The organism is Chryseobacterium shigense (genome assembly GCF_900156575.1).
GTDB classification, from domain to species: domain Bacteria; phylum Bacteroidota; class Bacteroidia; order Flavobacteriales; family Weeksellaceae; genus Chryseobacterium; species Chryseobacterium shigense.
Genome location: NZ_FTNY01000003.1, coordinates 71,832 through 97,992, shown reverse-complemented (window position 1 = coordinate 97,992; position 26,161 = coordinate 71,832). Strand labels below are relative to the sequence as shown.

26 protein-coding genes are annotated in these 26,161 nt (G+C 37.7%); 18 read left to right on the top strand and 8 right to left on the bottom strand.

The window, feature by feature from the left end; genetic code table 11:
* Window positions 1-145: 145 nt before the first annotated feature.
* Window positions 146-2,011 carry a M1 family metallopeptidase gene (locus BW964_RS09955; RefSeq protein WP_076506900.1) on the top strand — a complete coding sequence of 622 codons (1,866 nt, stop codon included), beginning with the start codon at window positions 146-148 and terminating at the stop codon, window positions 2,009-2,011.
* Window positions 2,012-2,065: 54 nt separating this feature from the next.
* Here BW964_RS09955 and BW964_RS09950 read toward each other — a convergent pair whose 3' ends face one another.
* The 8 genes from BW964_RS09950 to clpB form a co-directional block, all read right to left on the bottom strand.
* Window positions 2,066-3,082, bottom strand: coding sequence for a zinc metalloprotease (locus BW964_RS09950; RefSeq protein WP_076506899.1), 1,017 nt, complete (start codon window positions 3,080-3,082; stop codon window positions 2,066-2,068).
* Window positions 3,083-3,341: 259 nt separating this feature from the next.
* The gene (locus BW964_RS09945; protein WP_076506897.1) at window positions 3,342-3,983 is read right to left on the bottom strand and encodes a response regulator transcription factor; all 642 of its coding nucleotides are present in this window, start codon (window positions 3,981-3,983) and stop codon (window positions 3,342-3,344) included.
* Window positions 3,980-4,765: a sensor histidine kinase gene (locus BW964_RS09940; protein WP_076506896.1), complete on the bottom strand. Its 786-nt coding sequence runs from the start codon at window positions 4,763-4,765 to the stop codon at window positions 3,980-3,982. The genes BW964_RS09945 and BW964_RS09940 overlap by 4 nt, the downstream gene beginning before the upstream one ends.
* On the bottom strand, window positions 4,741-5,394 hold the full coding sequence (locus BW964_RS09935) for a hypothetical protein (RefSeq protein WP_076506894.1): 654 nt from the start codon (window positions 5,392-5,394) through the stop codon (window positions 4,741-4,743). Before BW964_RS09935 ends, BW964_RS09940 begins: the two co-directional genes overlap by 25 nt.
* Before the next feature lie 36 nt (window positions 5,395-5,430).
* Window positions 5,431-5,970 carry a hypothetical protein gene (locus BW964_RS09930; RefSeq protein WP_076506893.1) on the bottom strand — a complete coding sequence of 180 codons (540 nt, stop codon included), beginning with the start codon at window positions 5,968-5,970 and terminating at the stop codon, window positions 5,431-5,433.
* A 407-nt stretch (window positions 5,971-6,377) separates the two neighbouring features.
* Window positions 6,378-6,533, bottom strand: coding sequence for a hypothetical protein (locus BW964_RS22535; protein WP_165789202.1), 156 nt, complete (start codon window positions 6,531-6,533; stop codon window positions 6,378-6,380).
* A gap of 16 nt (window positions 6,534-6,549) precedes the next feature.
* Window positions 6,550-6,726 (bottom strand): hypothetical protein, encoded by a 177-nt coding sequence (locus BW964_RS22530; RefSeq protein WP_165789203.1) that lies wholly within the window; start codon window positions 6,724-6,726, stop codon window positions 6,550-6,552.
* A 148-nt stretch (window positions 6,727-6,874) separates the two neighbouring features.
* Window positions 6,875-9,469, bottom strand: coding sequence for an ATP-dependent chaperone ClpB (gene clpB / locus BW964_RS09925; protein WP_076506891.1), 2,595 nt, complete (start codon window positions 9,467-9,469; stop codon window positions 6,875-6,877).
* A 469-nt stretch (window positions 9,470-9,938) separates the two neighbouring features.
* Here clpB and BW964_RS09920 point away from each other — a divergent pair, with 469 nt between their 5' ends.
* The 17 genes from BW964_RS09920 (at window position 9,939) to BW964_RS09845 (ending at window position 26,125) form a co-directional block, all read left to right on the top strand.
* Window positions 9,939-10,517 carry a TetR/AcrR family transcriptional regulator gene (locus BW964_RS09920; protein WP_076506890.1) on the top strand — a complete coding sequence of 193 codons (579 nt, stop codon included), beginning with the start codon at window positions 9,939-9,941 and terminating at the stop codon, window positions 10,515-10,517.
* 71 nt (window positions 10,518-10,588) lie between these two features.
* On the top strand, window positions 10,589-10,762 hold the full coding sequence (locus tag BW964_RS22525; RefSeq protein WP_165789204.1) for a hypothetical protein: 174 nt from the start codon (window positions 10,589-10,591) through the stop codon (window positions 10,760-10,762).
* A 154-nt stretch (window positions 10,763-10,916) separates the two neighbouring features.
* On the top strand, window positions 10,917-12,233 hold the full coding sequence (locus BW964_RS09915; RefSeq protein WP_076506888.1) for a phenylacetate--CoA ligase family protein: 1,317 nt from the start codon (window positions 10,917-10,919) through the stop codon (window positions 12,231-12,233).
* Window positions 12,233-13,318 (top strand): 2Fe-2S iron-sulfur cluster-binding protein, encoded by a 1,086-nt coding sequence (locus tag BW964_RS09910; protein ID WP_076506887.1) that lies wholly within the window; start codon window positions 12,233-12,235, stop codon window positions 13,316-13,318. The genes BW964_RS09915 and BW964_RS09910 overlap by 1 nt, the downstream gene beginning before the upstream one ends.
* An 83-nt stretch (window positions 13,319-13,401) precedes the next feature.
* Window positions 13,402-14,340 carry a 1,2-phenylacetyl-CoA epoxidase subunit PaaA gene (gene paaA, locus BW964_RS09905; RefSeq protein WP_047454460.1) on the top strand — a complete coding sequence of 313 codons (939 nt, stop codon included), beginning with the start codon at window positions 13,402-13,404 and terminating at the stop codon, window positions 14,338-14,340.
* Window positions 14,341-14,457: 117 nt separating this feature from the next.
* Entirely contained in the window at window positions 14,458-14,739 is a 282-nt protein-coding gene (gene paaB, locus BW964_RS09900) for a 1,2-phenylacetyl-CoA epoxidase subunit PaaB (protein WP_034725794.1), read from the top strand.
* A gap of 102 nt (window positions 14,740-14,841) precedes the next feature.
* Window positions 14,842-15,591 carry a 1,2-phenylacetyl-CoA epoxidase subunit PaaC gene (gene paaC, locus BW964_RS09895; protein ID WP_076506885.1) on the top strand — a complete coding sequence of 250 codons (750 nt, stop codon included), beginning with the start codon at window positions 14,842-14,844 and terminating at the stop codon, window positions 15,589-15,591.
* A 316-nt stretch (window positions 15,592-15,907) separates the two neighbouring features.
* The gene (gene paaD, locus BW964_RS09890; protein ID WP_076507879.1) at window positions 15,908-16,372 is read left to right on the top strand and encodes a 1,2-phenylacetyl-CoA epoxidase subunit PaaD; all 465 of its coding nucleotides are present in this window, start codon (window positions 15,908-15,910) and stop codon (window positions 16,370-16,372) included.
* Window positions 16,373-16,577: 205 nt separating this feature from the next.
* A complete protein-coding gene (locus tag BW964_RS09885) occupies window positions 16,578-17,378 on the top strand; it encodes an enoyl-CoA hydratase/isomerase family protein (RefSeq protein WP_076506884.1) in 801 nt (266 codons plus the stop codon).
* Between the two features lie 89 nt (window positions 17,379-17,467).
* Window positions 17,468-18,601: a 3-hydroxyacyl-CoA dehydrogenase NAD-binding domain-containing protein gene (locus tag BW964_RS09880; protein ID WP_076506882.1), complete on the top strand. Its 1,134-nt coding sequence runs from the start codon at window positions 17,468-17,470 to the stop codon at window positions 18,599-18,601.
* 144 nt (window positions 18,602-18,745) lie between these two features.
* On the top strand, window positions 18,746-19,159 hold the full coding sequence (locus BW964_RS09875) for a PaaI family thioesterase (RefSeq protein WP_076506881.1): 414 nt from the start codon (window positions 18,746-18,748) through the stop codon (window positions 19,157-19,159).
* A gap of 84 nt (window positions 19,160-19,243) precedes the next feature.
* Window positions 19,244-20,449, top strand: a complete 1,206-nt coding sequence (gene pcaF / locus BW964_RS09870; protein ID WP_076506879.1) for a 3-oxoadipyl-CoA thiolase — start codon at window positions 19,244-19,246, stop codon at window positions 20,447-20,449.
* A gap of 132 nt (window positions 20,450-20,581) precedes the next feature.
* The gene (locus tag BW964_RS09865) at window positions 20,582-21,175 is read left to right on the top strand and encodes an acyltransferase (protein ID WP_034725774.1); all 594 of its coding nucleotides are present in this window, start codon (window positions 20,582-20,584) and stop codon (window positions 21,173-21,175) included.
* A gap of 47 nt (window positions 21,176-21,222) precedes the next feature.
* Window positions 21,223-22,059, top strand: a complete 837-nt coding sequence (locus tag BW964_RS09860) for an alpha/beta hydrolase (RefSeq protein WP_228432110.1) — start codon at window positions 21,223-21,225, stop codon at window positions 22,057-22,059.
* Between the two features lie 81 nt (window positions 22,060-22,140).
* Window positions 22,141-24,636 (top strand): phenylacetic acid degradation bifunctional protein PaaZ, encoded by a 2,496-nt coding sequence (gene paaZ / locus BW964_RS09855; protein WP_076506878.1) that lies wholly within the window; start codon window positions 22,141-22,143, stop codon window positions 24,634-24,636.
* Window positions 24,637-24,808: 172 nt separating this feature from the next.
* Window positions 24,809-25,450 carry a transposase gene (locus BW964_RS09850; RefSeq protein ID WP_076506876.1) on the top strand — a complete coding sequence of 214 codons (642 nt, stop codon included), beginning with the start codon at window positions 24,809-24,811 and terminating at the stop codon, window positions 25,448-25,450.
* Between the two features lie 138 nt (window positions 25,451-25,588).
* On the top strand, window positions 25,589-26,125 hold the full coding sequence (locus tag BW964_RS09845; RefSeq protein WP_076506874.1) for an SMI1/KNR4 family protein: 537 nt from the start codon (window positions 25,589-25,591) through the stop codon (window positions 26,123-26,125).
* Window positions 26,126-26,161 lie beyond the last annotated feature (36 nt).

Genomic DNA, 26,161 nt, shown 5'->3' with positions numbered 1-26,161 from the left:
ATAAGTTATGAATATCACGATGTCTGATGTCTGAAATCTTAAAAAAAATAAAAAACCAATACCCATAAAACATTATTATAAAAGAAATAACGGTCTGATGCTACATTTTCGCTAATTTTGATACTTATTTTTAAAAATTAGAGATATGAAACGATTTCTTTATGCTTTGGTAATGGTTGTTTCTATGCAGCAAGTCGCTGCGCAGGAGCTGTATATGCCGAGAAATATTAAAAAAGCCTTTGAAAAGGGAACCCGGGATGTTTCCGGTGCACCGGGCAAAAATTATTGGCAGAACAAAGGAATTTACAATGTAGAGGTAAAAGTAGATGCTGCAACAAAAACAGTTTCAGGAAAAGAAACGATCGTATACAGCAACAACAGTCCGGACGAACTCCAAGAACTGGCGATCAGATTTGTAAATAACCTCCATAAACCGCAGTCACCAAGGTCAGGATTGGTATCTAAAGATTTTCTGTCTTCAGGACTTCATATCAAATCGTTTATCGTAAACGGTGAAAAATATGCGGTAAACAGCGACGACTGGGGAACTGTAGAAAAAGTAAAACTGAATAAAGCCTTGAAAGCCGGCGCTAAAGCTGAGGTGAAAATAGAGTGGGAATATCCGCTTTCTGTGCAGAGTGGAAGAGAAGGACAAATAGATCCTGAAACTTTTTATGTAGCCTATTCTTTCCCCAGAATTTCTGTGTATGATGACTATAATGGCTGGGATATGCTTCCTCATTCTGACAGACAGGAATTTTACAATGATTTTAATGATTATAGTTTCACCATCTCTGCTCCGAAAAATTTTGTCGTATGGGCGACCGGGGATTTTCTGAATCCTGATGCCGTACTTCAGCCGGAGTATTTGAAAAGATACAAAGCCTCTCTCAAAAGTGATAAGGTAGTACACATTGCTTCTGAGCAGGAAATGAGGTCCGGAAAAGTAACGAAACAGAACAAATGGAATGTCTGGAAATTTAAAGCCAGTCATATTACAGATTTCTGTTTTGCACTAAGCAGTCATTATGTTTGGGATGGGGCAAGTGTTCAGTTAAAAACAAAAAGAGCAAGTGTACAATCTGCATATAAAGCAGGCGCTAAAGATTTTGAACAGTATGTAGACTGGATGCGTTATAATCTGGACTGGTTCTCGAAGAAATGGCCGGGTGTGGAGTATCCTTATAATGTGATGACGGCTATCCAGGGCTATGCAGATATGGAATACCCAATGATGATCAACGATACCAGTATTCCGGATGATCTTCGGGATGCAAGGCTGACAGCAGATCATGAGATCGCGCATACCTATTTTCCTTTCTATATGGGGATCAATGAAACCCGTTATGCTTTTATGGACGAAGGCTGGGCTACTACCCTTGAATATCTGATCGGAATCGATGAAAATGGGGAAGCTGCTGCAAAGGAATTTTATAAGAATTTCCGTGTAAAAAAATGGATTAAAGATCCTTCTGCTGAACAGGATCAGCCCATTATTACGATGAGCACACAGGTAAGTGGTGCCGGATACGGAAACAACTCCTATGTAAAAGCCTCTCTGTCTTATCTTGCATTGAAAGATTATTTAGGAGATGATCTGTTCAAGAAAGCACTTCTGCACTATATGGACAACTGGAATGGAAAACATCCGGTGCCTTGGGACTATTTTAATTCTATGAATACAGGCTCAGGAAAAAATCTGAACTGGTTCTTTCAAAACTGGTTCTACACGAATAATTATATTGATTTAAAAATCACCGGTGCTTCTCAGCTTAACGATCTTCTTACCGTGAATGTAGATAATGTAGGTGGGTTCGCCATTCCGTTTGATGCTGTTTTAAAGTATGAAGACGGATCGGTTGAAAAACTTCACTTCTCACCCGGTTTATGGGAGAAAAATGAAAAGCATGCAGATCTTACCGTTCCTATTAAAAAGAAAGTGAAATCGGTTACGTTGGATGGAGATCTCTTTATGGATTATACTCCGGATAATAATACAAGAACATTATAAAGCAAAAAGCCTGAATTTTCATTCAGGCTCTTTTATGTAAAGTTAATTTGGGTATTATCTTAATCCCGCTCTTGGGCCGGAAGCAGAAACTACCGCCTGCATTCTTGTTTTTTGGTTAGCAGAGAACATAAACATAGCTTTGTCGTCTACATAATCCATATAGTTCATAAACATTTGAGAACGGCTCACTCCTCCGCAAACTCTGTTTAAAGGATAAGATGGTGTTCCGTAGTTAGGGCCAGGAGAAGTAGGAGTGTCATTAGAGTAATCCGTCTGACAACCTGCATCAGATGATCCCCAAAGGTGAGGTAGATTTAAATAATGCCCCACTTCATGAGTAACTGTTCTTCCCAGATTAAATGGCGCGGAAGCACCTGTTTTCCCGATAAATTGATATCCTATTACAAGACCGTCATACCATAATCCGGCAGATTCAGGATAATAGGCGTATCCTAATGTTCCTGACTGACCATTCTGATCAAGGATAGAGTTCACTACCCATATATTCATATTTTTAGTATTGTCAGTAGGGTTGATACCTCCTGTACTGGTTTTTTTCATTTCATTCAGGTTAGACTTCCAACCTGTTTTCGTACTTTGTTTACGGTTGGTCGCTACCAGTTTAAAACGGATTTTTACATCACCGGCAGTAGAAGACTGGAAGGCTGCAGGAGTATTGGAGACATCAGAATTTGTAGCGCCGTAATCAGCATTCAGTACTGCGATCTGCTCTGCAATTCTGGCATCAGAAATGTTTTGAGCGGCGGTATTATAGATGACATTAAAGACAACCGGAATTTCAACAGTTCCATCGGCGAGTACTTTTCCCATCCTAAGGTCTTGTGAAAATTTTTCAGACTGTAATTCATTGGCATTAAATCGGGCTCTTAATTCCGGATCATTTTTAAGAGCTTCTTCTCTCATGGCATCTGAAGGGCAGGATCTTTTTGATGTAAGCATGCCCGAAGGGATACCCGGATCCTGTGATGCCTCTTCCTGATTAGAAATACTGTCGCTGTTACAAGCGGACATGAAGCTGAGAAGAAGAGCTCCAAATAATAAGTTTTTCATAATATACTGTTAATGGTTTGGTCTCCAAATTTATATTATAAAAAATTAAAAAACAAAATATTTACGCAAATATTTGAATATTTTTCACTCAATACAGATTGTTATTGAATATTATTTATGTTTTGCCCTTTTTGGTTGAATTTTAATCATATCACTAATGTGTGTTTAATTATTTATTTTATATTCCAAATACACTGAAAATAATTAAACAAATAACATGAATTGATTTATATTTTAAAGTTTAATTCTTCTTTTTTTATTAGCCTGCAAAACCATTTTTAATCGCAAATACAGCCAATCCTACACGGGTTTTAAGGTCTAATTTATCACACAATTGGTCGCGGTAGCTTTCTACGGTTCTCGGGCTGCAGCACATCCGGTCTGCAATTTCTTTATAGCTAAGTTCAGTGACCGTATATTTCAGAAATTCTCTTTCGCGCTCCGAAATTCTTACAGCACTTTCTATTTCCTTGTCTTTGTTCAGGTTGGAGAATATGATTTTTGATGCCCATTCAGGATAGAAGAACCCATCTGAATTTAATTTTATCAATGCCGTTTCCAGATCTTTCGGATGGGTGTTTTTCAGGAGATAGCCTTTCGCTCCGTTTTTGATCATTTTGATAACACTGTTATCATCACCCTGCATACTCAGCGCCATCACCTGAATGTCCGGATGATTTTGGGTCAGCCATGCTGCTGTTTCAAAGCCATCCATGATTGGCATACTGATATCCAGTAAGATGATGTCGGGAATTTTTTCGTTATTTTCAAATTTGTCAATCAAATCTTTGCCGTTTTCGCATACATAAATCACCTCAAATTCATTAAAATTATCAATGATTCCTTCTAATGCTTTGGCGATAAGAATATGGTCGTCAACGATCACTATTGTTTTTTTCATGGCTGTTTTTTTAAAATAATGTTGAGGGTAGTTCCAATGTTTTCCCGGCTTTCAAAAGTGAAATCGGCTCCAATAATGGCTGCTCTGTTTTTCATATTGGTAAGGCCAATGCCGTTAGATTTTATTTTAGTACGGTCGAATCCTATACCGTCATCTGCCAGATTAAGTTCCCAAAGCTTATCTTCAGAAGTGCTCAGACTGATGAAAATATTTTTGCAATGAGCATGCTTAATACTGTTTTGGATAAATTCCTGCGTAATTCTAAGCAGTACATTTTTATGGACAAATCCCAGATCTAGCTGATTAAAGTTGTGCTCGAAAGTTACTTTACACCGTTTGAAAGTATTGGTATTATCTACTTCCTCCTGAATCAAAGTTACAATTTCTTTCTGGGTTATATTATCGTCTGTCAATGTTTTAGAGAGGCTTCTTAAGTCCTGCAATGACTGATTGATGATTTGGGAAACCTGATCGATTCTTTCACTTACTTCAGGGACTCTGTTTTCGTACAGAAGCTGCTGGGTGTACAGGCTTACCAACGTCAGTTTCTGGCCGATATTGTCATGGAGCTCACGCCCGATCTGCTGCATCGTGGCCTGTTGAATTTCAAGTTGAGTAGCCAGAAGTTCCCTTTTGTGGATTTCATTTTTTACTTCAATTTCATTCAGATATTCTTTTTTGCGTTGCTGGTATTTCCTTATATAAACGATTACTGCGGATACAAACAGGACAAAGAAGATATTAAATAAAATTAATACTATGATGAGCTCTGTTTTCCCCATATGAATGAAATTGAAAATAATAAATACATGATGATTCCTGACATCAGAAAATAAGAAAAGTAGATGTAATGCAGCTCACTGTATTCCTTAATAAGATTAAAGAATGTCCAGAATGGCAATGTTCCTATATAGAACAGCGTCACTCCAAGGTTGATATAAAACATCTTGTTTCTGCTAAAGTTCAGGATTTCTGAAGAATTAATCTGTTTATAATATTCCATAATCACCAGCACCATTAGAAGCAAACACCCGACTGTATAGTTGAAGGATAAAATGATCTTTTTCGTGGTGAAGAAAAATTCACTCGATACAAATGACAAAAGATACAGCAGGGACATGGTGTAGAACAGCCTTGGCCTTCCCAGGGATTTTGCAGCATAAAGCCAGTAAAAGAAAAGGAATTCAAGAGGAATCACAAAAAAATTAAAAAACTTCTGCTTATTGTATTCTATGATCAGCTCCCCCCATTTTCCAATGACTTCAGACAGGAACATAATGATAAGATAAATAGAGAAATATCTCCAGTATCCTTCCTTATTAGGACGATTATAGTAAACAACCGAGATAACGGCGGCGAGTCCTTCTGTCCAGATCATGGATTCCTGAAGTATCTTCTGAAAATCAGTCATGTGAATTGTGTGGTAAAAAATAAATTATTAATTGCATTATGGAAACATTTCAGCTTTTGGATTGTCCGGAGGCGATAATGAACCATGATTTTCGGCAATAGCGTCGGTAGGTAGTGTTGGACCTTTTTTCCCGGCCATAGCCAATGTTGATCCTGAGTGCAAAGGATGGAAATCATAGTCTAGCCTGGCTCCTGTTTCATCTTCTTTTTTCAAGGTAGGAATCATCACCAGCGTATGTCTCTCCGCATATTCTTTTTCTACAGGGTGACTTGCCATTATCGCCCAGTCTTCCGCTTTTGGATAGGCTGCATAATAGAATCTGATGCCCAAATCCTCTTCAGAAACAGTAGGATTTACTTTTGCGGCTTCATTTTCTATGCATGAAATGAATTTTTTCAGTTTCGGAAGGTCAAACCAGATTGCGTGTGCGTCAGTAATTCCCAATTCTTTATTAATGGCCTGCATCTGGTTGTCTCTGTAATTGATAATAAGTTTCTGCACAAGATCTGTGGCAATGGTATTTGTACCTGAAACGGCTTCAAGACTTCCGGCTTCTAAAGTAGGTTTTGGTTTCATAACGTTAGTTTTATAAAAGAATGTTAGTTAGTCGCGCAAATTTCGTGAAAAATTTAACTTAAACGGATGTGTTTTTTCCCGTTTATTTTCCGGGTTTTTACGGATGGTGTAAAAGTTAAAAAAAAAGTATTATTCCAGAGAACTTTGAAATAATTTATTGGCTTATAACCGTATTTTATGATAATATTAACCTGTTTCTAAGATAGTCATCGGGTGATGAAGAAGCTATTTTCTGTCATGATACAATTGAGCACCTATGATTTTAATGGTTAAACAATTCTTTAGCTTTTGTGGGAATCAGACTTCTGCCGGTACACAATAATGTTAAATAGAATATCTCTATCCGGGAAACCACCAGTAGAGTAGAGGGTAAAAAAAAACCGGAGAAAAAATCTCCGGCCCGTTATTTAAATACAAGGATATCTTCTCCAATCCCTGCAGATGTATCCTGTTGAACAGCAAAGTCCGGTAGGGCAGGACATATCAACTGAGCAGTCAATTTCCGAAAGTGGATTGATGCCGCCATTGATTTTCTTTAAATCATTTCTTTTTAACTTTTTCATACCGTGATTTTAAGGGTTAATCAATAAAGTTAGGTCTGCATTCAAGTTGTCCGCAATTGATGTTGATTTGTGAACATTGTTCTGTTGCACAAGTTCCGCTGGTAGAACCATCAGGGTAAATTAATATACTGCATCGACAGTCAATTTTTCCTCCCAAAATGGTTTTTAGTGAGCTTCTTTTTAGCTTTTTCATACTGATTTTGTTTTAGTTATTAATTTGTTTGGTTCTATAAATATACAAATATATCACCACTTTTTGATAAAATTGACAATAAAAAAATAAGTGATGCAGATTGGGCTGCACCACTTACTTACAAAAATAATATATATGAAAAAACTACTTATTGATCCGTCGGTCTGAAAACCAAACCGGTTTCTTCGAAATAATCTAACGTGATTCGGTCTCCGTCGTTCACCGTTCCTGCAAGAATCTCTCTTGATAATTTATTTAAAACTTCCTGTTGGATAACTCTTTTCAGAGGTCTTGCTCCGAAAGAAGGGTCATATCCTTTATTCATCAGATAATCTACAGCATCCTGAGTGGCAGTCATGATAATATTACGCTTGCCTAACATATCATTATATCCTCTCAGCTGGTACTGAACAATTTTTCCGATTTCTTTTTTGTTGAGAGGTTGGAACAGTACTACCTCGTCAATTCTGTTCAGGAATTCAGGACGTAAGGTCTGCTTCAGGAGATCAAAAACTTCATCCTTGGTTTTGCTGACGATTTCGCCTTGATTTTCCTCTGTAATATTTTCAAAATTCTCCTGAATCAGATGTGAACCTAAATTCGAAGTCATAATTATGATTGAATTCTTGAAATTCACCACACGCCCTTTATTATCAGTCAGACGTCCGTCATCTAAAACTTGCAATAAAGTGTTGAAAACATCCGGATGCGCTTTCTCAATTTCATCCAGAAGCACTACTGAATAAGGTCTTCTTCTTACCGCTTCCGTCAGCTGTCCGCCTTCATCATATCCCACATATCCAGGAGGAGCGCCTACCAATCTCGAAACGCTGTGCCTTTCCTGATACTCGCTCATATCGATTCTGGTCATATTATTCTCATCATCGAAAAGGTATTCTGCCAAAGCTTTAGCCAGCTCAGTTTTACCTACACCCGTTGTTCCTAAGAATAAGAAAGATCCGATCGGTTTTTTATCATCACTTAATCCGGCTCTGTTTCTTCTGATAGCATCTGCCACCGCTCCGATAGCTTCTTCCTGTCCTACCACACGATGGTGAAGTTCACCTTCAAGGTTCAGTAATTTTTCTCTTTCAGACTGAATAAGCTTGGTCACAGGAATTCCCGTCCACTTCGCAATCACTTCAGAAATATTCTCAGAAGTAACTTCCTCTTTAATCAATTCATTCTGATGGTTTTGCATCTCCAGTTCAAGTTTTTGCAAAGCATCTTCTTTCTCCTTTATTTTTCCGTATTGAATTTCTGCCACTTTCGCATAATCTCCAGCTCTTGATGCTTTTTCTGCTTCCAGTTTCAAAGATTCAATATCTTTTTTGATCTGCGTTAAATCCTCAGATTTTTGTTTTTCCTTCAGCCATTTGGCATTGATCTCATTTCTTTCCTCAGAAATTTTTGAAATATCTTCTTTCAAATGATCAATCTTTGTCTGGTTGCCTTCTCTCGAAATAGCCGCCAACTCAATTTCAAGCTGCATCAGTCTTCTGTCCAGAACATCAAGTTCTTCAGGTTTTGAGTTGATCTCCATTCTCAGCTTGGCAGAAGCTTCATCAATAAGGTCAATCGCTTTATCCGGTAAAAATCGGTCTGTAATATATCTCTGAGACATTTCCACCGCAGCAATGATCGCTTCATCTTTGATTCTTACCTTGTGGTGAGCTTCATATTTATCTTTAATACCGCGGAGAATCGAAATCGCAGATTCCGTATCCGGTTCTTCCACCATGACTTTCTGAAAACGTCTTTCCAGCGCCTTGTCTTTTTCAAAATACTTTTGGTATTCATTCAAAGTAGTAGCGCCTATTGCTCTTAATTCACCTCTTGCTAAAGCCGGTTTAAGAATATTCGCAGCATCCATCGCTCCTTCACCACCTCCGGCTCCTACCAGAGTATGGATCTCATCAATGAAAAGGATGATTTGTCCCTCTGACTTGATCACTTCGTTCACAACAGATTTCAGACGCTCCTCAAATTCACCTTTATATTTGGCTCCGGCAATTAAGGCACCCATATCCAATGAATATAAAGTTTTATCCATCAGGTTTTCCGGAATATCTCCCGAAATGATACGGTGCGCAATTCCTTCAGCAATAGCTGTTTTACCTACACCAGGTTCTCCGATAAGGATCGGATTGTTTTTAGTTCTTCTTGAAAGAATCTGAAGTACTCTTCTGATTTCCTCATCTCGTCCGATGACAGGGTCAAGTTTTCCTTCTGCTGCTAATTCGTTGAAGTTTTTAGCATATTTATTCAAGGATTGATACGTCTCTTCCGAACTGGCAGAAGTCGCTTTGCTTCCTTTTCTTAATTCTTTAATAGCCCCTTCCAAAAGACTTTTGGTAACGCCCATATCTTTAAGCATTTTAGAGACCTCAGAGCTGGTATCCAGTAATGTAAGCCATAAATGCTCAATAGTGACATATTCATCGCCCATTTTTTTGGCAATATTGGGAGCGTCCAGCAAAACTTTATTTGCCGACTGTGAAAGGTAAATATTACCTCCCTCCACTTTGGGAAGTTTCTCAATATTTTCACGGTTGCGCTCTCTTACCAAATTGGCATCTGCTTCAGATTTTTTTAATAAGAAAGGCGAAATATTTTCATCTACCTGAAAAATACCTTCAAGTATATGTTGTGGCTCGATACTCTGATTACCAAATTCCATAGCAGTCTGCTGAGCTGCCTGAATGGCTTCTTGTGATTTTACAGTATATTGGTTTAAGTTCATATTTTTTATGTTTTTTGTAATATTTTGTTTTGGGTTCAGTTTTTAAAAGACATCAAGAAACTAAATTGTAAGGCCCAGTTTCTTAATGCCATCATTATTTAATCATTTAATCGATGGTATTACCGCAAAAATTGTTCAATTATTAAATTTATAAAAAAAATGGACAAAATTTCCGAAATATCCATTTTTAACGATCAATTAACTTGACAAAATTTCCGATTCCCTGATATTTAGCTTGGAATAATGGAAAAACCGTCAGTATAAGAAAAAGTACAAGATTGAAAGACGTACTAATTTAGGTGTTTCCAGACTTCCTGATGTAAGCTTAACCAAAAATTCTCCTCGGCCGGAGGGGTGGCAAATCAAAGATTTGACGGGGTGGTCCAACAAAACTCCCGCTTCCGTGTTTAAAATCATCAGGTTAAATTGACTTATTAACCTCAGAATAATTACTTTTGCATTTTACCAGATGGAGCTTAAAGAAAAACAAAGGAAAATTTTAGACGTAGCAGTAGAGCTTTTCAAAGAGAAAGGGTATATGGGCAGCTCAGTACGAGATCTGGCTACAAAACTTAATATCAAAGCGGCGTCGCTGTATGCTCACATCCGTTCAAAGGAAGAAATCCTGGAATGGATCTGTTTTGGCATTGCTCAGGAATTTTTTGAGGAACTCCAGGAAGTGAAAAACACAGACCTGCCTCCTAAGGATAAATTGAATTTATTTCTGGATAAACACTTATCCGTAGTTCTTCAAAACAGAGATGTTACCCATATTTACTCTAACGAATGGCGGCACCTTGAAGAAAGACTTCCTGAATTCATAGAACTGCGAAAAAATTATCAGGATGAAGTAGAACAGCTCATTTCTGAAATCTACAAAGCTGAAAACTGGGAATTGCAATCACCAACATTTACGACAAGATTCATTCTTCATACCCTTAATAATTCCTATTTCTGGTTTAAAAGAAATACAGAATCTACTACCGAAATTACAGATGAAATAAGAGCAAAGCTTCTTTACGGCTTATTAGGAAATCAGAAACAATAATTTTTTTTTACCACAAAAGACACAAAAGTTTTTAAATACTTCAGTTTAATTTTAAGCTGAAAAATTTAGTGATGAAAAGCGTATTTTTTATCCTTGGCAAGGTTTTAAACCTTGCCAAGGATATTCAGGAAAGACAGGATAGTTACTTTCTCGTAAGTATGAATGACAATGGCTTTGATATTTCCTTAATTATTCTTTACTTCCAAAAAATCTTAATATTTCAATTAAAGAAGTCTCTTAAATAACCTACATATTTGGTCCTATTCACGGGCGAAATAACGGATTGATTCGTTATTCAGTTATTTAGAATCATTCAAAATATGACAAAAGTCATAAATATTTTGTCAGGATTGAAATTCTTTTTAAATTTACACCTAACAAATGTTAGTTAGTAAGGATATGGATTTTTCAGTTGAATATTTAAAACTCGACCAGTTGAGGCTGCTTCAGTCTGACCGGTTGACAGATTTGGTCGGCTATCTAGGAGAGAGATCAGAATTTTATAGAGGAAAATTTAATGAATCGGGAATATCTCCACAGGATATAAGGTCGATTGATGATATTACGAAACTTCCCATTACTTACAAACAGGATTTAAGGGACCATTATCCTTTCGGATTGTTTACTGTTCCGAAGGATGAACTTCAGAGAATTCACTGCTCAAGTGGAACTACGGGAAAACCTACAGTGGTGGGGTACACGAAAGAAGACGTGGATCTTTTCAGTGAAGTAGTCGCCAGATCATTATATGCAGCGGGAGCAAGACCGGGAATGCAGTTACACAATGCTTACGGATATGGAATTTTCACAGGCGGATTAGGACTTCATTACGGTGCAGAAAAATTGGGAATGAGCGTTCTTCCGATTTCAGGAGGGATGACCGCCAGACAGGTAGATTTGATTATTGATTTTAAACCTGAAGTGATCTGCTGTTCGCCGTCTTATGCTCTGACTATCGCTGATGAATTTGCGAAAAGAGGAGTCACTGCAGAAGAGATCAGTTTGAAATATGCTGTTTTAGGTTCTGAACCATGGACGGAAATTATCAGAAGTCATATTGAAGAAAAACTGGGACTTCATGCAACGAATATTTATGGATTAAGTGAGATCATCGGTCCCGGAGTATCCATGGAGGATTTTGAAGAAAAAGGAGGATCTTATATTTGGGAAGATCATTTTTATCCTGAAATTTTAGATCCGATCACGAAGCAGCCGGTTCCTTTAGGGGAAGAAGGGGTCTTAGTGATCACCACTTTAACAAAAAAAGCAATGCCGCTTTTAAGATATTGGACGAATGACATTACAAGTCTTTATTATGATGAGAATGCGAAGCGAAGCATGGTAAAGATGAGACCCATCAAAGGAAGAGCAGATGACATGCTGATCGTAAGAGGAGTTAATGTTTATCCAAGCCAGATTGAAGAAGCATTTTCTCATGTAAAAGGAGTCGTTCCGAACTACTATCTTACGCCCATTGAAAAAGAACAGATGTGTGTAGCCCTGGATATTGATGTAGAAATTGATGATGAATTGGTGAAAGATCAAAAAATAGAGGCAGATACCGATGATTATTTTAATTTTGTCGGCAACTTTGGAAAAAACATAGAAAACGAAATAAAAAAGCGAGTAGGAATTACGACGAAAGTGAAAATTCATACTCAGGACAGCCTGCCGAAGTGCGAAGGCGGAAAAATTAATAGAATACTTAAAAAATAATGAATTCATTTTATAAACTTAAAACGGTAAGAGTTCAGAAAGATACTCCTGAAGCGGTAAACGTAGCAGTAGAAATTCCTGAGGAACTGAAAGATAAATTCAGATTCAAGCAGGGGCAGTATCTTAATTTCCGTATGATGATCAACGGGAATGAAGAAAGACGTTCTTATTCTATCTGCAACGCTCCAAGCGAAAAGAGCAACACTCTGGAAGTTTTGGTAAAACTTCTGGAAGGCGGAAAAGTTTCAGGATATTTCAATGAGCATCTTCATATGGATGAGTTGCTGGAAGTAATGCCCCCAATGGGTGGTTTCAATACTTCTTATCACCCTACCAATGTGAAAACCTACGTAGGTTTAGCAGCGGGAAGCGGCATCAGTCCTGTTTTATCCAACATTAAGGAAAGTCTTTATCAGGAACCCAATAGCTGCGCTTATCTTTTCTATAGCAACAGAAGCATGAATCATGTGATGAAAAGAGCTGAGATTGATCAATTGGTGGAGCACTTCAACGGAAGACTGAAAGTCATTTATCTGGTAAGCCGTGAAAAGCATGAAGATCCTGTATTTGAAGGAAGAATTTCTGCTGAGAAGCTGGAGCAGTTATTTGAAAGATATACAGATATTGATGTAAAAGAATCCACTTATTTCATCTGTGGTCCTGCAGAAATGATTAAAGGAATTTCTGATTATTTAAAGAAAGATAAGAAAGTACCTGCTATTCAGGTTTTATTTGAATATTTCACCGCTCCTGATGAAGAGAATTCTGAGGAAATGAGCGATGAATTCAAGGCCATTGCCAATTTGGAAAGTATGGTAACAGTCATCATTGATGATGATGAATATTCGTTCCACCTTAATTCTAAAAAAGAGAGTATCTTAGATAAAGCATTGAAAGACAATCTTCCGGTACCTTTTGCTTGCAAGGGAGGAGTTTGTTGTACGTGTAAAGCGCAGGTTCTGGAAGGAGAAGTTTTCATGGAGAAAAATTTTGCGCTTACCGAAGACGAAGTAGCCAGAGGCTATGTTCTGACTTGTCAATGTCACCCGACAACAAATGTGGTGATGCTTAATTATGATGTGTAAAAATTAATGTAACAATCTAATAATTTACCAGTGTAACAATCATTGGTACATTGTTAAACTGATACATTGCTAAATTGAAAATTATGGATTTAGAAAAATTTGTTCAATACGTTCACGACGAAAATAAGGTAGAACCAAAAGATGTAATGCCCGATGATTACAGAAAACTATTGGTTCGCCAGATTTCACAGCACGCCCATTCTGAGATTGTTGGAATGTTGCCGGAAGCCAACTGGATTTCAAGAGCGCCTTCATTGAGAAGAAAAATGGCTCTTTTAGCTAAGGTTCAGGATGAAGCAGGTCATGGTTTATACCTTTATTCTGCAACTGAAACGTTAGGAAACGGAACCATCAGAGCAGATAGAGATGCTACCTATGAAGATATGCTGGAAGGCAAAGCAAAATACTCAAGTATTTTCAACTATCCAACGTTAAGTTGGGCTGATATCGGCGCTATCGGTTGGTTGGTTGATGGTGCAGCCATTATGAATCAGGTGATGCTGATGGGGAATTCTTACGGGCCTTATTCCAGAGCGATGGTGAAAATCTGTAAAGAAGAATCTTTCCATCAAAGACAAGGCTATGAAATTCTAATGGCACTTTGTCGTGGTACAAAACAACAGAAAGAAATGGCTCAGGCTTCGCTAAACCGTTTCTGGTGGCCGGCTTTAATGATGTTTGGCCCGAATGACGACAGTTCACCCAACTCTAAAATCTCTATGAATTACAGAGTAAAAAGAGAAAGTAATGACAGTCTTCGTCAGAGATTTATCGATGTTACCGTTTCTCAGGCTGAATTTTTAGGATTAACCATGCCGGATAAAGATCTGAAGTGGAATGAAGAAAGACAGCATTACGATTTCGGTGAACTTCCTTGGGATGAATTCATGGAAATCTTAAAAGGAAACGGACCTTGTAATAAGAAAAGATTACAGACCAAAGTAAAAGCGCAGCAGGAAAACCTTTGGGTAAAAGAAGCGGCAATTGCTTTTGCAGAGAAACAACAAAAAGAAGTAATATAATAATGTAACAATATACCAATGTAAAAATGTAACAATCAATGGGGCATTCTGAGCTAGGCAAGGAATATTTAATTGGTAAACTGTTACACTGATACATTGTTAATTTAGAATTTGACTATGGCAAATTTAGATATGTGGGAAGTGTTTATTCAGACTAAACCGGGATTATCTCACAAACACGCAGGAATAGTACAGGCACCTACAGCCGAAATGGCTTTGCAGAACGCAAGAGACGTTTACACCAGAAGAAAAGAAGGGACTTCTGTTTGGGTAGTGCCAAGTAAATATATCGTGACTTCAGAAGGAGTAGACAAGGAAGCTTTCTTTGATCCGGCAGACGACAAACTATACCGTCACCCGACATTCTATGATATTCCTAATGATGTAAAAAATATGTAATAAGAATAGACCTAGAGATAATAGACCAATAGATAACAGATAAAACATTGAAGTCTATTTTCTATCTGTCTATCATCTATTGGTCTTTAAATCTATTAAACAATGAATCCATTATATAATTATTTATTAAAGTTTGCTGATGACAGTTTCATCATGGGACAGAGACTGTCTGCATGGTGCGGTGAAGGTCCTTATTTAGAGGAAGATATTGCATTGACAAACATCGCATTGGACGAACTTGGCCAGGCTAACAACTTTTATGTGTATGCATCAAGAGTTGCGGATAACGGTAAAAGTGAAGACGATTTAGCCTTCTTAAGATACGAGCACGAATATGTCAACGCACATTGGGTCGAACTTCCGAATGAAGATTATGCACAAACAATTCTTAAAGTATATGTATTCTCCGTATATCAGAAATTGATGTACGAAGCATTGTCAAATTCTGCAGATGAAGAACTTTCTGCACTGGCTCAGAAATCTTTAAAAGAAGTAAGATACCACTATACACATGCTTCTTCATGGATGAAAATCTTTGCTCAGGGAACAGAAGAAAGCCGTGGACGTGTGGTGAAAGCCCTTGATAACATTTGGGAATATTCAAAAGGATTATTTGCAAAAGTGGAAGGAGAAGATGATCTGATTGCTTTAAACATCGCTCCTGATGGAGACGAACTGTACAAAGAATTCCTGGCCATCACACAAAAAGATTTTGCAGAGTATGGATTGGAATATCCGGCAAATCCTTTCATGCAACCAAAATCTAGAACGGGTTACCATACAGAATATTTCGGATTTATCCTTTGCGAACTTCAATATATGCAGAGAGCATATCCGGGATGTACCTGGTAAACTTTTGAATGTAACAATGTAGCAGTTTACCAATATAACAATTCAAAAGTGCAATGTTAAACTGTCATTGAGAATTTTACTCTATGTTGACTTTGCTGAGTGAAACGCCTTTGCGAGCTTAAGAGCAATTAGTAGTCAAAAAAAACTTAGCGCACTTTGCGTTAAAATTAAATTGTCAGATAGAAAAAGATTGAAAAATCCTTACTCTTTGTTGATTTTGCTGAGTGAAACGCCTTTGCGAACTTAAAAGCAGTTAATAGTCAAAAAAAACTTAGCGCACTTTGCGTTAAAAATTAAATTGTCAGATAAAAAAAGATTGAAAAATCCTTTAGAAATATTAGAATTAGTCCCCGATCCCGAAATTCCGGTAATCAATATCGTGGAATTAGGCATTGTAAGAGAAGCTAAAGTTACAAGCGAGAACTCTTGTGAAATAACTATTACGCCGACTTATTCTGCCTGTCCCGCTATGTTTACCATTGAGGAAGACATCATGAAAATCATGAAAGAGAACGGTTGGGAGGCGAAAGTAGTCACCAAAATGTTTCCCATATGGACAACAGATTGGTTAACGGATGAAGCGAGAGAGAAACTTCGGGTGTACGGAATTTCACCTCCCGAAAAAGGTGCAGACGAACATCACATCGGAAAACCGAAAAAATGTCCGCGTTGTGGCTCTATGAATTCAAAACAGATCAGCAGATTCGGATCTACCTTGTGTAAGGCTTCTTACCAATGTCTGGACTGTTTGGAACCTTTTGATTATTTTAAATGCCACTAATTAATGTACCAATAAATTAATGTATGAGTTTAACAACAGCAAAATAATTGCTACACTGTTAAACTGATACATTGTTAGATTTATTTGCAGCATTGTTAATCTGTTAGATTGTTACATTACAGAGATTGCCACATTATTTTATATTGTTAAATTAGAGCAGTGTAATTTTTTAATTTCTTAATCATTTAATTTTAAATTTAAAACCATGTATACACAACTCGATATTGAAACGCATTTTGATGGCAAATTGAAAATTGCCTACCTCAATCAACCGGAAACTATGAATGCGCTTACAAAGCCCTCTTTATCAGACTTACGAGATTTTATTAAAGAATGTAGTAACGATGAAACAGTAAGATGCGTAGCCATTTCTGGAAGAGGAAGAGCTTTCTGCTCCGGTCAGAATCTGGATGATGCTTTCGTACAGGGTAACGAACACCATGATAACGATATCATCAGAAAAATTGTAGTAGACTACTACAATCCTCTGGTTACCGAAATTACAAAATGCAGAAAACCCGTTGTGGCATTGGTTAATGGCCCGGCAGTAGGTGCTGGTGCGATGTTAGCATTGATTTGCGATTTTGTTTTGGCAGTTGATAAATCCTATTTTGCTCAGGCATTCTCCAATATCGGATTGATTCCTGATACAGGAGGAACCTATTTCCTTCCAAAATTATTAGGAAGACAACTAGCCAATTATTTAGCATTTACAGGAAAAAGATTATCCGCTGAAGAATCTAAATCTTACGGTTTGGTAGCTGAAGTGTTTACCGAGGAAGAATTTGCTCCGAAATCTATGGAGATCCTGGAGAAAATGTCAAATATGCCGACGGCTGCAATTAAATTAACCAAAAAAGCCTTCGCTCAATCTTACAACAACACATTGAAAGAACAGCTTGAATTAGAAGGAGATCTGCAACAGGAAGCAGCACAGACAGAAGATTTCATCGAAGGGGTAAACGCCTTTTTACAGAAAAGAAAACCTGAGTATAAAGGAAAATAAAAGATTTTGTACAATGTAAAAAGTACAATGTACACAGTACGTTGTCGTTGTTATACTTTTTACATTGTACTTTTTACATCATACAGAACATGAACAATATCGGAATTATTGGGGCAGGAACCATGGGCGTAGGAATTGCTCAGGTGGCTGCAACAGCGGGATGCAAAGTCGTTTTATTCGATGCAAATACTCCGCAGATTGATAAAGCATTATCGGGCTTAGAGAAAACACTTCAGAAATTAGTGGATAAAGCTAAAATTTCTCAGGAAAAAGCCACAGAAATCAGAAACAACATCGTTAAAGGTGAAGCTTTACAGGATCTTAAAGATTCCGATCTCGTGATCGAAGCCATCATTGAAAACAAAGACATTAAAACCAAAGTATTTACAGAACTTGAAACCTATGTGTCCGAAGACTGTATTATTGGTTCCAACACCTCATCCATTTCTATCACCTCTCTGGGTGCAGAACTAAAGAAACCGGAGCGTTTCATTGGAATTCACTTTTTCAATCCGGCGCCACTAATGCCTTTGGTTGAGGTGATTCCATCTTTATTAACACAAAAATCATTAGCGGAAAAAATCTACAATCTTATGAAAGATTGGAAAAAAATGCCTGTAATTGCTAAAGATATTCCAGGATTTATCGTGAACAGAATTGCCCGCCCTTACTATGGGGAAGGATTAAGGATTGTTGAAGAAAACATGGCAACACCGGAACAGGTAGACGAAGCGATGAGAGCACTGGGGAACTTTAAAATGGGGCCTTTTGAACTCATGGATCTAATCGGTGTTGACGTCAATTTTGCCGTAACTACAACCGTATATAAAGATTATTTCTATGATCCCAAGTACAAACCATCCTTGCTTCAGCAAAGAATGGCTGAGGCCAAACTTCACGGCAGAAAAACAGGAAAAGGTTTCTATGATTACAGTGAAGGGGCAGAAAAACCTGTGGCTCAGAAAGAGGATGCATTGTATCAGCAAATATTTTTTAGAATTATTTCAATGCTGATCAATGAAGCGGTGGAAGCCAAAAGATTAGGAATTGCCAATGATGAAGACATCGAGCTGGCGATGCAGAAAGGTGTCAATTATCCAAAAGGATTGCTGGCATGGGGAAAAGAAATCGGCTATTCCAAAATCTCCGAAACTCTACAAAGTCTTTACGAAGAATATCAGGAAGAAAGATACAGGCAGAGCCCTTTACTCCGTAAAATGTAACAATAAAAATGTAGGAGTGTAACAATATAAAAAAAATACCTGTTAAGAATATCTAAATAATGATTCCCAAAGGGACGATTTACCATAGAATCGGATGAAATACGATTGATATAAAAACAGGGTTACATTGATAAATTTAAAATTATGACGCCCAGACAAGTTGCAGATTATATGTTCGGTCAGGATTATTTTTCCCAATGGATGAATATCAAAATGATCGAAGTCAAAGAAAATTATTGTTTAATAGAAATGCCCATCAGGAAAGAGATGATTAATGGGCTGAAAACGGTTCACGGAGGGGTTACGTTTGCTTTTGCAGATTCTGCCCTGGCATTTTCCTCCAACAACACGGGAGATGCAGCTGTAGCCCTGAACTGTATCATCAACTTTACCAAAGCAGGAAAAGAAGGTGATGTTTTCAAAGCAGAAAGCACTCTGGTCAACGATACCAGAAAAACAGCCGTTTACGACATCAGGATTACCAATCAAAACAATGAGTTGGTCGCAAAATTTGTCGGAACCGTCTATAAAATCGGAAAAAAAGTAACAGAACTATAAACAAAATGTAGCAATTTGAAAATGTACCAATCTACCAATCCAATTGTTACATTGTTAAACTGATACATTGTTAAATTAATAAAAATGAACAACGTATACATCATAGACTACGTCAGAACACCCATTTCAAAACTGCAGGGTGGATTATCAGAAGTAAGAGCTGATGATCTGGGAGCAGTAGTGATCAAAGAAATTATGGCCAGAAATCCCGAAGTTCCTGCGGAGGAAATTGAGGACGTTATTTTCGGATGTGCCAACCAGGCGGGAGAAGATAACCGTAACGTAGCGAGAATGGCTCTTCTATTGGCAGGATTACCTTACAAAATCGGCGGAGAAACGGTCAACAGACTTTGTGCGTCAGGAATGTCTGCAGTGGCTAATGCTTTCCGTTCTATTGCTGCAGGCGAAGGTGAAATTTATATAGCAGGTGGGGTAGAGCATATGACGCGTTCGCCTTATGTAATGTCTAAGCCGGGGGCTGCTTTCGGAAGAGACAGCCAGATGTTTGATACCACTTTCGGATGGCGTTTTGTCAATCCTAAAATGAAAGAAATGTATGGCGTTGACGGAATGGGAGATACCGCCGAAAACCTGGCGGATATGCACAATATTAGTAGAGAAGATCAGGATAAATTTGCTTTATGGTCTCAGCAGAAAGCCGCCAGAGCTCAGGAAAGCGGAAGACTGGCAGAAGAAATTGTAAAAGTCGAAATTCCTCAGAAAAAAGGGGAACCTAAAATCTTTGCTCAGGATGAATTCATTAAACCGACCTCTTCTATGGAGGGTTTAGGAAAACTTCGTCCGGCTTTCAGAAAAGAAGGAACCGTAACTGCTGGAAATGCCTCAGGAATGAATGATGGAGCAGCAGCTCTGATTCTGGCCAGCGAAGAAGCTGTGAAAAAATATGGTTTAAAACCGAAAGCTAAAATCTTAGGATCTGCCGTAGCCGGTGTGGAACCAAGAATTATGGGAATCGGACCTGTAGAAGCTACCCAAAAACTATTAAAAAGATTAAACCTTTCTCTGGACGATATGGACATCATTGAACTGAACGAAGCATTTGCAGCACAGGCTTTAGCCGTGACCAGAAGCTTAGGTTTAAAAGACGATGATTCAAGAGTGAATCCAAACGGAGGAGCTATTGCCATCGGCCACCCGCTGGGAGTTTCAGGAGCAAGAATCATTGGTTCTGCCGCTATGGAACTTCAGAAGCAAGATAAAAAATATGCATTGTGTACCCTTTGTATCGGTGTCGGACAAGGCTATGCAATGGTCATTGAAAAAGTATAACTTTTTTCAATAATGTAACAATATAAAATGTATCAATGTAACAATCCCTCCTATGCTGAGTCTGTCCAAGCATTTCAATTGGTAAACTGTTAGATTGATACATTGTTAAATTAAATTTTTAACAAAAATTTTATGAACATCTACTCATACCACGGTATCCGTCCCATCATCAAGCCCTCTGCCTATATTCATCCGCAGGCAGTGATCATCGGGAATGTGGAAATCGGCGAAGAAGTATATATCGGACCCAATGCCGTGATCCGCGGCGACTGGGGAAAAATTATCATTAAGGACGGAGCCAATGTTCAGGAAAACTGTACCCTTCATGTGTTCCCGAATATTGAAACTATACTTGAAGAATCAGCCCATATCGGGCATGGAGCCATTATTCACTCCGGACATATCGGCAAAAACTGCCTGGTAGGAATGAATTCCGTAGTAATGGACAAAGCCGTTATCGGTGATGAATGCATCATTGGAGCGCTAGCCTTTGTTCCGGCTAATTTCACCTGTGGACCAAGAAAACTGATCGTAGGAAGCCCGGCGAAAATTATCCGCGATGTTTCCGATGAAATGATCCACTGGAAAACAGAAGGAACCAAGCTGTACCAACAACTGGCTAGAGAAGGAAAAGAAGCTATTCTTCCATGTGAACCATTCTCGGAATATGTAGAACAGACCGCTACCAAAACTGTGGATTACAGTATCTGGGCGGATTTAAAATAAACTTTTAAACCTTATTCAAAACGATAAGGTTTTATAATACAATGAAAATGAATATGATCAAAAAAATGCTCATTGCCTGTAGTATGCTATTTGCTTTTCAGTTCATGGTTTTAGCCCAGAATGAAAAAGTAAAACCGTTGACTATTGGAGAGGTCAGAACATTTAAATCTAAGATCTTAAATGAAGACAGAACTTTAAATATTTATCTGCCACAAGGTTTTGATAAAACAAAATCATATCCGGTGATCTATCTTCTGGATGGATCAATGAATGAAGACTTTATTCATGTTTCGGGATTAGTACAGTTCTTTAATCAAATGTATGCCATGCCGGAAACCATTATTATCGGAATAGCCAATGTTGATAGAAAAAGGGATTTTACTTATCATACCGATTTAAAAGATTTACAGCAGGATTATCCTACGACAGGTCATTCAGCCAAGTTTATCGATTTTCTGGAAAAAGAGTTACTTCCTTACATAGGAAACCAGTATAAAACAACAGAGAAATACATATTCGGACAGTCACTCGGAGGTCTTCTGGCTACAGAAATTCTTTTAAACAAACCGGAAATGTTCAACAATTATTTTATCATCAGCCCAAGTTTGTGGTGGGATGATCAAAGCTTGTTGAAACAGGCTCCCAACTTACTTTCAAAAAGTCCGGATACCAAAAAATTCGTATATGTTTCAGTAGGTAAAGACGAACATCCGGTGATGGTAAAAGATGCAGGATCTCTTTATGAAACCTTGAAAAAAGCAGGGAAAAAGAACTGGACAGTTGAATACAAAATAATGGAAACAGACAATCACGCAACGATTCTGCATAGAAGCCTTTATGAAGGATTGGTGAAGTTATTTCCTTATCAAGAACCGAAAAAATAAAAATATAACAATGTAAAAATGTATCAGTGTAACAATTATAGGTAAACTGTTAAATTGATACATTGTTAAACTAAATACTATATGGAAAAGTTAAAAAACTATATTCACGGAGAATGGGTAGAAGGTTCCGGAAACGGAATTCCTTTGTACAATGCCGTTACAGGCGAGCAAGTGGCTGTTTCAGATACAGAAGGGCTTAATTTTGAGCAGGCTCTTGACTACGGAAGAACAGTAGGCTACAAAAACCTTTTTTCCATGACGTTCTATGACAGAGGAGAGATGCTGAAAAAAGTCGCTCTTTATCTATTGGAAAGAAAGAAAAAATATTACGAATTATCATATAAAACCGGAGCAACGCATGCAGATTCATGGGTTGACATCGAAGGAGGTTTCGGTACTTTCTTCACCTATTCAGGATTAGCTAAAAGAATGCTTCCCAACACTCCATTTTGGGTGGATGGCGAAACTCAGAAAATCTCTGCTAACGGAACTTTTCTGGGAACCCATATTCTGACCCCAAGTGAGGGAGTTTCTATACAAATCAATGCCTATAACTTCCCGGTTTGGGGGATGCTGGAAAAATTGTCAACTTCGCTGTTAGCAGGTGTTCCTTCTATTGTGAAGCCATCTCCTTACGGTTCTTATCTGACGAACGCTGTTTTTCAGGATATGATCGAAAGTGGTGTTCTTCCTGAAGGAGCCCTTCAGTTGGTTTGTGGTGAGCCAGGAAACATTCTGGATTATGTTCAGGATGGAGATTCTGTACTGTTCACAGGTTCTGCCAATACAGGAAGAAAACTGAAATCAATGCCTTCTATCGCTGGAAATGCAGTACGTTTCAATATGGAAGCAGATTCACTGAACTGTTCAATTTTGGGTCTTGATGCAAAACCCGGAACCCCGGAATTTGACCTGTTCATCAAAGAAGTACGTACGGAAATGACCACTAAAGCAGGTCAGAAATGTACGGCGATCAGAAGAATCATTGTTCCTGAACACCTCATCGGAGAGGTTCAGAATGCCTTATCTAAAGCTTTAGATCAAACCAAAATCGGAAACCCGCTAAGCAGAGAAACCAGAATGGGATCACTGGTAGGAAAGCAGCAGTACGATGAGGTCGTAAGAAAAGTAAATATTTTAAAATCAGAAACAGAATTAGTTTATGACGGGAAACATGAACTTATAGATGCAGACTACGATAACGGAGCATTTATGAGCCCCAAACTATTCTTAAACGATAAGCCGTTCGAGAAAAATATCTCTCATGATGTAGAAGCGTTCGGACCGGTCTCCACTTTGATGCCTTACAAAGATGCAGAAGAAGCGGCAGCTTTGGCAAAAAGAGGAAAAGGAAGTTTGGTAGGATCTATTATTTCCCATGACGAAAAATTTATTGCAGAAACTTCATGGAAAATGGCTTCTCAGCACGGTAGAATTTTTGTACTGAACAGAGATAATGCCAAAGAAAGTACAGGTCATGGTTCGCCGTTACCTACATTGATGCACGGAGGTCCTGGTAGAGCTGGTGGAGGTGAAGAAATGGGGGGATTGAACGGTCTACATTTTTTCCTTCAGAAAACAGCGATTCAAGGTTCCCCGGATGTTTTGACAGCCATTACAAAAGTTTATCAGCAGGGTGCAGAGAAGAAATTCTCGGATAAGCATCCGTTCCAGAAATATTTTGAAGATGTTGAAGTAGGAGATTCATTGGAAACCGCAGGAAGAACAGTTACTGATGCAGATATCGTTAACTTCTCCAATGTATCATGGGATCATTTCTATGCTCATACCGATGCTACAAGCTTAACAGGAACTATTTTCGATAAAACAGTAGCTCACGGATATTTCATTCTTTCTGCAGCAGCAGGATTGTTCGTTTCAGGGAAAAAAGGACCGGTTATCGCCAATTACGGATTGGAAAACTGCTCATTCTTTAAACCTGTCTATGCAGGCGATACCATCACCGTTTATTTAACGGCAAAAGAAAAAATAAACAGAGGCGTAAAAGGAAGAAATATTCCTTCAGGCGTTGTAAAATGGTTGGTGGAAGTCGTGAATCAAAGAGAAGAAGTAGTCTGCGTAGCAACGATATTAACATTGGTGGCCAAACATTCTCCTTTCATTGATCTGAATGTGAAAAATGTTCAGAAAATATTAGGCGGTTTAACAGAAACGACATCATTAAACTGGGGTAAAATGTCTCCTCAACAAATGATCGAACACCTGGAACACGGAGTTTTGGTAAGTTTAGGCGAACCTGAAGCGGATAAATGTTTTACACCGGAAGAGCAATTGGAAAAATGGCAGGACTCCCTTTACAATCACAGAAAAATGCCAAAAGATTTCCCTGCACCTTTCCTTGCGGAAGATGAAACTTTGCTGGAATTAAAGCATAAAAATCTTGAAGCTGCAAAACAATCTTTTCTGGATAATTTAAAAAGATTTTCAGTGTATTACAAAGAAAATCCACAGGCAGAACATATGAACTATGTCTTTGGAAAGCTGAATAAAGAAATGTGGGAGCTGATGCACAAAAAGCATTTTACCCACCACTTTGAACAGTTTGGATTGATTTAATGCAAAATAAAATATAAATTGATAATCCCTTTTGGTTTTTACCGAAAGGGATTTTTTAAATTATCCTTGTCTTGGTTTTAAACCTTGACTAAGGATTAGGAAATCAACCAATTAAAAGAATATTTTTGATCTTTATAAGGTTAAACAAAAAACACAAAAAACACAAAATACAATGACCGATATTAGAACTACTCCCATCGAAGCAGATCGTTTTTACCATATTTATAATCGTGGAATTAACGGAGAAAATATTTTTAAATCAGATCGAAATTATTTGTTCTTTCTCAATAAAATTTCTGAATTTCTGATTCCTGTTTGTGATATATACGCTTATTGTCTTATGCCTAATCATTTTCACATTTTAGTTAAAGTAAAATCTGATTCTGAATTAAGTAGCCTTGTCAAGGTTTTAAACCTTGACAAGGCTAAAAGTGTAGATAATCATTCTAACCAAAAAGGTCTTCATGACCCTCAAAATATTTTCTCAAAACAATTTGCCCGAATTTTTAATTCGTATTCCCAAGCTTTTAATAAAGAAAATAAAAGACATGGTGCTCTTATTGAATCTCCGTTTAAAAGAAAATTAATTACTTCAGATGAGTATTTAATTAATGTAATCATTTATATTCATCAAAATCCACAAAATCATTTTTTGATGAGTGAGTTTTCAAAATACAATTTTTCCTCTTATCCATCTATTTTGAGCGATTCGAAAACTTTATTGAAAAGGGACGAGGTTATTGAATTATTTGATAACAGAGAAAATTTTGTATTGTCACATAGAAAGGTCGTTGATTTTGATTATGAGTTTTAGCTCCTTGGGATCCTTGTCAAGGTTTTAAACCTTGACAAGGATTTGCCGCATGAAAAATCTTGGTTTAGTAAGGTTTTTTATTAAAAATGATAATTACTTTTACAGTACAATCAAAATCTCATTTATTTAAAACAAAACATGGAACTACAATTTTTCAAAGACTTTGACTTTACGGATTTCTGGAATGAAAGCACTTATTCCGTAAGAGATTATATAGAGCCTTTTCCGGAGGATGACCTTATTGCTTCCATAGAAGAAGAGCTGGGATACAAGCTTCCAGCATCTTATATCGAACTGATGAGGTTGCAAAATGGCGGACTGGTTGACAAATCCTGCTTTCCTACTTCAGAAGAGACTTCATGGGCAGATGATCACATGGCCATTACGGGGATTATGGGAATCGGAAGAGAGAAAACCTATTCCATTGGTGGAGAACTGGGAAGTCAGTTTATGATTGAGGAATGGGGATATCCGGCAATTGGTATTTATATCTGCGATTGTCCTTCAGCAGGTCACGATATGGTTTTGCTGGATTATTCCAACTGTGGTAAAGATGGAGAACCCGAGGTAGTGCATATCGATCAGGAAGATGATTATAAGAAAACATTTCTTGCCAAAGACTTTGAAACGTTCATCAAAGGATTGAAAGAGGAAGATGAATTTGACAATGAATAAATAAACAGGTATTTTTAAACTTTAAAACCCATAATA

Excerpts from the sequence above, each read along its gene's own strand:
- BW964_RS09930 (WP_076506893.1), bottom strand. The coding sequence starts at position 5,970 with ATGAAACCAAAACCTACTTTAGAAGCCGGAAGTCTTGAAGCCGTTTCA.
- BW964_RS22530 (WP_165789203.1), bottom strand. The coding sequence starts at position 6,726 with ATGAAAAAGCTAAAAAGAAGCTCACTAAAAACCATTTTGGGAGGAAAA.
- paaA (WP_047454460.1), top strand. The coding sequence starts at position 13,402 with ATGGATTTAGAAAAATTTGTTCAATACGTTCACGACGAAAATAAGGTA.
- BW964_RS09885 (WP_076506884.1), top strand. The coding sequence starts at position 16,578 with ATGTATACACAACTCGATATTGAAACGCATTTTGATGGCAAATTGAAA.
- BW964_RS09945 (WP_076506897.1), bottom strand. The coding sequence starts at position 3,983 with ATGAAAAAAACAATAGTGATCGTTGACGACCATATTCTTATCGCCAAA.
- BW964_RS09910 (WP_076506887.1), top strand. The coding sequence starts at position 12,233 with ATGAATTCATTTTATAAACTTAAAACGGTAAGAGTTCAGAAAGATACT.
- paaC (WP_076506885.1), top strand. The coding sequence starts at position 14,842 with ATGAATCCATTATATAATTATTTATTAAAGTTTGCTGATGACAGTTTC.
- BW964_RS09880 (WP_076506882.1), top strand. The coding sequence starts at position 17,468 with ATGAACAATATCGGAATTATTGGGGCAGGAACCATGGGCGTAGGAATT.
- clpB (WP_076506891.1), bottom strand. The coding sequence starts at position 9,469 with ATGAACTTAAACCAATATACTGTAAAATCACAAGAAGCCATTCAGGCA.
- BW964_RS09875 (WP_076506881.1), top strand. The coding sequence starts at position 18,746 with ATGACGCCCAGACAAGTTGCAGATTATATGTTCGGTCAGGATTATTTT.
- paaB (WP_034725794.1), top strand. The coding sequence starts at position 14,458 with ATGGCAAATTTAGATATGTGGGAAGTGTTTATTCAGACTAAACCGGGA.
- BW964_RS09940 (WP_076506896.1), bottom strand. The coding sequence starts at position 4,765 with ATGGGGAAAACAGAGCTCATCATAGTATTAATTTTATTTAATATCTTC.
- BW964_RS09915 (WP_076506888.1), top strand. The coding sequence starts at position 10,917 with ATGGATTTTTCAGTTGAATATTTAAAACTCGACCAGTTGAGGCTGCTT.
- pcaF (WP_076506879.1), top strand. The coding sequence starts at position 19,244 with ATGAACAACGTATACATCATAGACTACGTCAGAACACCCATTTCAAAA.
- BW964_RS09850 (WP_076506876.1), top strand. The coding sequence starts at position 24,809 with ATGACCGATATTAGAACTACTCCCATCGAAGCAGATCGTTTTTACCAT.
- paaZ (WP_076506878.1), top strand. The coding sequence starts at position 22,141 with ATGGAAAAGTTAAAAAACTATATTCACGGAGAATGGGTAGAAGGTTCC.
- BW964_RS09865 (WP_034725774.1), top strand. The coding sequence starts at position 20,582 with ATGAACATCTACTCATACCACGGTATCCGTCCCATCATCAAGCCCTCT.
- BW964_RS09845 (WP_076506874.1), top strand. The coding sequence starts at position 25,589 with ATGGAACTACAATTTTTCAAAGACTTTGACTTTACGGATTTCTGGAAT.
- BW964_RS09860 (WP_228432110.1), top strand. The coding sequence starts at position 21,223 with ATGAATATGATCAAAAAAATGCTCATTGCCTGTAGTATGCTATTTGCT.
- BW964_RS09950 (WP_076506899.1), bottom strand. The coding sequence starts at position 3,082 with ATGAAAAACTTATTATTTGGAGCTCTTCTTCTCAGCTTCATGTCCGCT.
- BW964_RS09920 (WP_076506890.1), top strand. The coding sequence starts at position 9,939 with ATGGAGCTTAAAGAAAAACAAAGGAAAATTTTAGACGTAGCAGTAGAG.
- BW964_RS22535 (WP_165789202.1), bottom strand. The coding sequence starts at position 6,533 with ATGAAAAAGTTAAAAAGAAATGATTTAAAGAAAATCAATGGCGGCATC.
- BW964_RS09955 (WP_076506900.1), top strand. The coding sequence starts at position 146 with ATGAAACGATTTCTTTATGCTTTGGTAATGGTTGTTTCTATGCAGCAA.
- BW964_RS22525 (WP_165789204.1), top strand. The coding sequence starts at position 10,589 with ATGAAAAGCGTATTTTTTATCCTTGGCAAGGTTTTAAACCTTGCCAAG.
- BW964_RS09935 (WP_076506894.1), bottom strand. The coding sequence starts at position 5,394 with ATGACTGATTTTCAGAAGATACTTCAGGAATCCATGATCTGGACAGAA.